The organism is Pseudoalteromonas sp. bablab_jr011 (assembly GCF_016464045.1).
In the GTDB taxonomy this organism is placed as follows: Bacteria; Pseudomonadota; Gammaproteobacteria; order Enterobacterales; family Alteromonadaceae; genus Pseudoalteromonas; species Pseudoalteromonas lipolytica.
The window spans coordinates 62,999-69,142 of record NZ_JACDWU010000200.1; the positions used below are offsets into that span (position 1 = coordinate 62,999).

Genomic DNA, 6,144 nt, shown 5'->3' on the forward strand with positions numbered 1-6,144 from the left:
GTTTGTATTTAAAATCGCCCACTTTTTTCGATTTGGGTGTTTATGTGTGTCTATTCATACCCAAAAAATGTTTCGGTAATCAGCATAGAATTCGGTGAGCGTATGGATTTTTACATCCTAAAAAAACAACAAGAACTAATTGCAATTCCAGCGGACGAACAAAATTGTAAACAATACCTAGATTCGGGGTATTTCTATATCGACAAAGTAGCGGCATGTAATGAAACCAATGCCCTTAAAGTTTTACAGGCCAAACAAACAAAGGCTATCAAAGTGCCCTTAATAATGGCACTGCTTGCTTTGCCTATGGTGTTGTTTGCGTGGTATAGCTTAAGTTAAAAACGAGGCTGGGCATCGAGGCTCAGCTTAGGTATATTGTCGCTCTTAATAAATAATAAGAGCGTTTAATGAAAGTCCTTCATACTTCTGATTGGCATTTAGGCCAACAATTCTACGAACATTCCCGCTTCGAGGAACATCAGGCTTTTTTAAACTGGTTAACGGAGACTCTCGCAGCACAGCACATCGACTTATTACTCGTTGCTGGCGATATTTATCACACGGCGACACCGCCTGCGAGTGCAGAAAACCAACTCTATCAATTTATCAAGAACACCAAACAACGTTGCCCAGATTTACACATCGTGATTATTGCTGGTAATCATGACTCGGCAAACCGTATCATGGCTGCAAAACCCTTACTGGCTCAATTTGATACGCATGTGGTGGGTCGGTTCGATACCGCAAGCCCAAAAGATGTCGTACTGCCTATATCAACAAAAAATGGCCAAGCACATGTTGTTGCCATGCCATTTTTGCGAAGCAGCGATTTAAGTCACTATAATCGCCAAGAAGAGCAGCCTTTAAGTTACAACCAAGCAGTGGCACTGGCTTATAAAGATGCACTAAATGCTGCCGGTGAGTTACCGAAAGCACCGCTAATAGTAATGGGACACCTCCATGCAAAAGGCGGCGATATTTCGACAGACTCAGAGCGAAACTTAGTGATTGGCGGTGAGGAGGCTATTTCGGCTAACATTTTTAGTGAACAGGCTGATTACGTAGCCCTTGGTCACTTGCATAAAGCACAAACCGTCGCCAAGTCTGAGACCATTCGTTACAGTGGCACCCCCATGCCGATGTCCTTTTCTGAGCGCCGTTACCAGCACCAAGTTATGTTAATTGAGCTTTCTGATTCAAGTTGCACTGTAAACCCCCTTTACATACCGAGCTTTTGTAAAGTCATACTGCTCCCCGAAAAAGACTGTGTGCCGCTGAGTGAATTGTGTGAGCTGTTGAGTGAACTTGATTTAAGCGATGAAAACTTAGCGCCCTATTTACGCGTTAAACTGAGCGCTCACGACACCGACACCACGTTTAGAGAGCAAATTGAACAAGCGCTGGCAGGTAAGCAGCTTAAGTTTTGTGGGATTGAACGGGTGCGACAAGAGCGCAATCATCAAGACGATGAGCAAGCCTTGTTTGACGATGTGTCGCAAATCGAAGCCCTCAATCCACATTCGTTGTTAGAGCAAGCCTTTGCCAATCATAAAGATATGGCAGGGCAAGCAGTGCCAAAAGAGCTCGAAGACTTATTAAGCGACGTTATCGATGAGTTGAATACGGAGGACGTGCTATGAAAATTTTAGCGATACGTGTTCATCAATTGGCATCCATTGTCGATGCCGAAGTCGATTTTACAGCTTCGCCATTAAAAGAAGCCGGGCTATTTGCCATTACGGGCGATACCGGGGCAGGTAAAAGTACGTTACTTGATGCCATTTGTTTAGCACTGTATACCAAAACCGCGAGACTTCGTGGCGACACAGGTAATAAAATTGACTTTAATGGCGATAATATCAAGCTCAATGACTCGCGAAATTTATTACGCCGTGGGGCAGGGCAGGGCTATGCCGAAGTGGACTTTATAGGCCAAGATAAACATCACTACCGTGCTCGCTTGAGCTTTAGCCGCGCACGGAACAAAGCGAATGGCAAATTACAACAAGCGCAACACACGCTTCATTCATTGCCTGACGAAACCTTAATTGCCGATAGAAGTAATGCCAGCAAAGAAATAGAGCGCATTATTGGTTTAAGCTTTGATCAATTTTCGCGGGCGGTGTTACTTGCCCAGCATGAGTTTGCAGCCTTTTTGAAAGCCACAGGGGATGAAAGGGCACAACTGTTAGAATGCTTAACTGGCACCGACAAGTTTAGTCGTATTGGGCAACGTATATTTGAACGTCACCGCGAACAACAACAGGCTCTTGAGCAATTAAAACTGAGCTTGGCGAACTTTAAGGTATTAAGCCCCGAAGAGTTAGCGGCTAAGCAAGCTGAGCATCAGTCGCTATTAACGAAGCAAACTGAACTACAAAACCAAATAAAGCAGCTGGAGCAATACCAAACTTGGTATAAACAGGCGGCGCATCTATCAGAACAAATAACGCAAGCGGAACACACAAAGCACCAAGCTGAGCAGCAATTACAACAACTTGAAGACAAGGCAAAGCAAGCCAAACAAGCGCAGCAGTGCTTAGAAATAAAAGATAACCGTGAGCGCACAGCCACAATTAAAGCTCAGCAAGCGCAGCTTCTAGAAAACCGTGAGCAACTTTTAAAAATTGATCATAACGCCCTGATAAGTGACGCAGAGCAAACGCTAAACAAACACACTGAGCAGTTAAAGCAAGCGAAACAAACGCAAAAAGATGCTCAGCCAATCATTAGCCAAGCACGTGAGTACGATAAACAACTGGCGGTATTGAACCAGCAAGCACACGCTCAAAAAGCACAACTCGAAAAAGCGAACCAGCATAACACCGAGCTGAGCAATAAACTTAATACGGCAAAGGCTGAGCAACAACAGCAACATCAGCAACAACAAGCGCTCACTAATTGGTTAGCGACACATGCACAATGGCAACCATTAGCCAAAGACTGGTCATATTATAAAAGTGAATTAAGCCGCTTTAATCAACTGCAGCTTCGTATTGATAAAACAAATCAAACGGTAAAGTCACTTCAGCCTACGTTGACTGAGCAGCAACACAGCCGTGAGCAATTACAAAAACAGTATCAAGCGCTTGAGCACGCACTAAAAACGCTGAATGAACAAGACACTAGCTTCAAAGACCGCTTAAATAGTCAGTCTATGGCCGACATAGATGCACAACTAGAGGCGATTAAACACCTTATTGAAAAGCGTCAACTGTGGCAAAGTAATCAGCAACAATTAAAAGTGTGGCAAAGCCAATCAGACACCTTAAACCAAAATAAACAACAGTTACAAACAGCCCTCAGCGCGATAGGGCAGGATGTAGAAAACGCCCAACAACAGCTGACACTATGTGAGAAAAACTTACAGCAAATACAGTTAAGAGCCAGTGAGGGGGTCAGCCAATTAAGAGCCACTTTAAAAGCGGGTGAGCCATGTGCTGTTTGTGGTTCGACTGAACACCCGTTTCAACATGATGTGGTTAATGCGCAGTTTAGTCAGCTCATTAATGATTTTACTGAGCAACTTAATAGTGCCAAACAGCACCTAAATAATCAGCAAGCTTTACAGCAAACAAAAAGTAATGAGCTGACAGCCTGTACTCAGCAAATAGCGTCATTAGAGGGGCAGGTGAGTGAACTCACCGACCAGCAGAACACGCTCAAACAGACCATGGCGGCAAATCGTACAGAGCTGAATGATTTAACCGAGGCGCAATTAAACGAGCGTCAGCAGCAGCTCACGAGCCAGAAACAGCAGTATTTTAAAGTGCTTGAGCAACAACAGCAGCTGCAAACATCATTAACAGCCAAACAAGCAGAGTTTAATCAAAAAGGGCAAGCACTGCATGCAGCAGAGCAAAAACTGAGTGAAACACAGCAGCAACTCAACACTGAACAAGCGCGTTTAAACGAGCTAAATGCAGAGCATCAGCAACTGCATACCACACTCGACGACACCTTTAAAAATGCCCCTTGGTGGCAACAGCTCAATGAGCAGCAGTTGTCATTAGAGACTATTGCAGAGGATGTGCAACGCTATCAAACGAAACTTCAACAATCAGATGAGCTAACGAAGGCTCTAACAAGCACTGAGCAAACCATCGCGCATTTACTGCCTCAGCAACATGAAGCAGCAGAAGCGAAAGCTAAGTGCACTGCGCAACTTGCCCATACCGAGAACGAGCAGGCTGCTTTGCATGAAAAACGCATTACCTTGTTTGCCGATGCGAACATTTCGGTCGATGAGTATATTGCACAACTTGAACAGGCCATTGACTCGTTACAGCAAGCAGTGCAACAGGCTCAAGAACACCTAAGCAATGCGGTTAAAGCGCGTGACGAGCACGCTATTCAAATAAGCCACTTAACGATGCGTGAAAAAGAGTTAAGCGATGAACAAGCTGCGCTTGAAAAACGATTCACGCAGTGGTTTAGCGAGTTTAAAGCACAGCATCCTTCACTTTCTGAAGACGCAATTACAACGCTTTTAAGCATCAGTAGCGAATCAATAAAGCAAACACTCAACGAGCACCACGCGGCAGAAAATGCGCTAAAAGAAGCTCAAGCAGCTTTAAAACAGCTGCATTCATCGCAGTCAGCACATTTAAAAGATCAGCCAAAGCACAGCGAAAGCGACACTGAAACTGAACTAGCTAACGCCGCTAATGCCCAGCAACATACGAATCAATCGCTGATGCAAGTAGGCAGTGAGCTGCACACGCACCAACAAAATAGCCAAGCATTAGCAGATAAACAGCAATTATTAGTGCAACAGCAAAAGCGCTACGAGCACTGGCATTTACTTAATAAAGTGCTGGGTGATGCCAGTGGTAAAACCATGCGTAACTTAGCGCAAACGCAAACCCTCAAAATACTGCTGCATTATGCCAATAGCCACTTACACACTTTAAACAAGCGCTACAAATTAACGGCTATCGGGCAAACGCTGGATATTGCCATCATTGATAAAGACATGGCCGATGAGCAGCGTTCTGTTAATACTTTGTCAGGCGGGGAGTCGTTTTTAGTCTCGCTGGCACTGGCTTTGGGGCTTGCCTCGTTGTCATCGAATAAAGTGCAAATAAACTCTTTGTTTATCGATGAAGGGTTTGGTACGTTGGACAGTGAAACGTTAAGCATCGCGATGGATGCTCTCGATTCGCTGCAAGCACAAGGCCGTAAAGTAGGGGTTATTTCGCATGTATCTGAAATGACCGAACGCGTGGCCACGCAGGTACATGTAGCGAAAAAACCCGGTGGTTACTCAACCATCTCTGTTATTTAAAGGATTAGCATGCCAACTTTTAATCATGAAGAAGCCAGTCATTACGATGAGCGCATAACGCGTTTAGTGCCAGGGTACGCGTTATTACACCAAGCAACCGCAGCGCAACTAGTCAGCACGCTCGACAACGACGCGTGTATTTTAGTGATTGGTGCAGGCACCGGAAAAGAGATCATAGAACTTGCTAAGCTCAACGCAGGCTGGCGTTTTATTGCGCAGGATATTTCACAAGATATGTTGGATATCGCTGAGCAGCACTTTAGCCAACATAACATCAGTGACCGTGTAACGGTTCATTGTGGCGATATTAACGATATTGATGCAAGCGCCGATGCAGCATTATGTTTATTAGTCATGCACTTTGTCGAGGACAATGGCGATAAAAAAGCGCTGTTAAAAGCGATTAAAAGCAAGCTTAAAAAGCAGGGCAACTTATTCATTGCCGATTTAATGCGCCCTGAAACGCAATTTGAGCGCGAATCACAACTACAGCTTTGTACTCAGCTAGGTTTAACCGATGCCGGCAAAGAGCGCACCCGACACAATCTAGAACATGAGTTTTACCCATTAGACCGTATTCGTTTTTCAGAATTAATGAATGAAAGCGGATTTAGCACCCCTAAACAGTATTTTAAAGTGCTGGGTTTCACTGGGTATGTGGTGGGGAGTTAGACTCTTTAAGTTTTAAGCTTTGAACTTCCATTGTCAGCGCGATCATACCATTCCGCTTAATTAAGTGGTCTATTTTGAGGCAATAAAACCGCGTTGATAACAAGGCAAAAATTTAGTTATTTAGTTGTTCTAAATCAGAAATTTTTAACGTAGGTAGCGACTGGTTTAATCACTCAAAATGATTA

4 protein-coding genes are annotated in these 6,144 nt (G+C 44.2%); all 4 read left to right on the forward strand.

The annotated features are described in order from the left end of the window. Positions 1–102: 102 nt before the first annotated feature. Positions 103–339, forward strand: a complete 237-nt coding sequence (locus JIG41_RS12240) for a hypothetical protein (protein WP_036972579.1) — start codon at positions 103–105, stop codon at positions 337–339. 68 nt (positions 340–407) lie between these two features. After that, complete coding sequence (locus tag JIG41_RS12245) at positions 408–1,640, forward strand: exonuclease SbcCD subunit D C-terminal domain-containing protein (RefSeq protein ID WP_065979216.1); 1,233 nt, start codon at positions 408–410, stop codon at positions 1,638–1,640. After that, positions 1,637–5,287 (forward strand): AAA family ATPase, encoded by a 3,651-nt coding sequence (locus JIG41_RS12250; RefSeq protein WP_199524832.1) that lies wholly within the window; start codon positions 1,637–1,639, stop codon positions 5,285–5,287. The genes JIG41_RS12245 and JIG41_RS12250 overlap by 4 nt, the downstream gene beginning before the upstream one ends. 9 nt (positions 5,288–5,296) lie before the next feature. Next, complete coding sequence (locus JIG41_RS12255) at positions 5,297–5,959, forward strand: class I SAM-dependent methyltransferase (protein ID WP_036972584.1); 663 nt, start codon at positions 5,297–5,299, stop codon at positions 5,957–5,959. The last annotated feature ends 185 nt before the right edge of the window (positions 5,960–6,144 follow it).

Bases quoted from the DNA above. Each gene is read 5' to 3' on its own strand.
- JIG41_RS12250 (WP_199524832.1), top strand. From the start codon at position 1,637: ATGAAAATTTTAGCGATACGTGTTCATCAATTGGCATCCATTGTCGAT.
- JIG41_RS12255 (WP_036972584.1), top strand. From the start codon at position 5,297: ATGCCAACTTTTAATCATGAAGAAGCCAGTCATTACGATGAGCGCATA.
- JIG41_RS12240 (WP_036972579.1), top strand. From the start codon at position 103: ATGGATTTTTACATCCTAAAAAAACAACAAGAACTAATTGCAATTCCA.
- JIG41_RS12245 (WP_065979216.1), top strand. From the start codon at position 408: ATGAAAGTCCTTCATACTTCTGATTGGCATTTAGGCCAACAATTCTAC.